The sequence below is a fragment of the Hylemonella sp. GW821-FHT12C09 genome, from assembly GCF_058807395.1.
In genome coordinates, this window is the sequence record NZ_JBXAQQ010000018.1 from 1 (window position 1) to 1,206 (window position 1,206).

The 1,206-nt window shown below is 63.6% G+C and carries 1 protein-coding gene; it reads left to right on the plus strand.

Annotation, left to right across the window (positions count from 1 at the left end; all coding sequences use genetic code 11):
- Nucleotides 1-14 precede the first annotated feature (14 nt).
- Nucleotides 15-1,205 (plus strand): elongation factor Tu, encoded by a 1,191-nt coding sequence (gene tuf, locus AC1RRP_RS19250; protein ID WP_493038984.1) that lies wholly within the window; start codon nt 15-17, stop codon nt 1,203-1,205.
- The last annotated feature ends 1 nt before the right edge of the window (nt 1,206 follow it).

Below are 1,206 nucleotides of genomic sequence, written 5' to 3' on the forward strand. Positions count from 1 at the left end.
TGGAGATTTGAAAAATGGCAAAAGAGAAATTTGAGCGGACCAAGCCGCACGTCAACGTGGGCACGATCGGTCACGTGGACCACGGCAAGACCACGCTGACGGCGGCCATCACCACCGTGCTGGCGGCCAAGTTTGGCGGCTCGGCCAAGGCCTACGACCAGATCGATGCGGCTCCGGAAGAAAAAGCCCGCGGCATCACCATCAACACCGCTCACGTGGAATACGAGACGGCCAACCGCCACTACGCCCACGTGGACTGCCCCGGCCACGCCGACTACGTCAAGAACATGATCACCGGTGCCGCCCAGATGGACGGCGCCATCCTGGTGTGCTCGGCCGCTGACGGCCCCATGCCCCAGACCCGTGAGCACATCCTGCTGGCGCGTCAGGTCGGCGTGCCCTACATCATCGTCTTCCTGAACAAGTGCGACATGGTCGACGACGCCGAGCTGCTCGAGCTGGTCGAGATGGAAGTGCGCGAACTCCTCTCCAAGTACGACTTCCCCGGCGACGACACCCCCATCATCAAGGGCTCGGCCAAGCTGGCCCTCGAAGGCGACAAGGGCGACCTGGGCGAGCAGGCCATCATGCGCCTGGCGGATGCCCTGGACAGCTACATCCCCACCCCTGAGCGTGCCGTGGACGGTGCCTTCCTCATGCCCGTGGAAGACGTCTTCTCCATCTCTGGTCGCGGCACCGTCGTGACCGGCCGTATCGAGCGTGGCGTGGTCAAGGTCGGCGAAGAAATCGAAATCGTCGGCATCAAGGTCACCCAGAAGACCACCTGCACCGGCGTGGAAATGTTCCGCAAGCTGCTGGACCAGGGCCAGGCTGGCGACAACGTCGGTATCCTGCTGCGCGGCACCAAGCGTGAAGAAGTCGAGCGCGGCCAGGTGCTGTGCAAGCCCGGCTCCATCAAGCCCCACACCCACTTCACGGGTGAGGTGTACGTGCTGAGCAAGGACGAAGGCGGCCGCCACACCCCCTTCTTCAACAACTACCGCCCGCAGTTCTACTTCCGTACCACGGACGTGACCGGTGCCATCGAGCTGCCCGAGGGCAAGGAAATGGTGATGCCTGGCGACAACGTGTCGATCACGGTCAAGCTGATCGCCCCCATCGCCATGGAAGAAGGCCTGCGCTTCGCCATCCGCGAAGGCGGCAAGACCGTGGGCGCCGGTGTGGTCGCCAAGATCCTGGCCTAAT

Bases quoted from the DNA above. Each gene is read 5' to 3' on its own strand.
- tuf (WP_493038984.1), top strand. From the start codon at position 15: ATGGCAAAAGAGAAATTTGAGCGGACCAAGCCGCACGTCAACGTGGGC.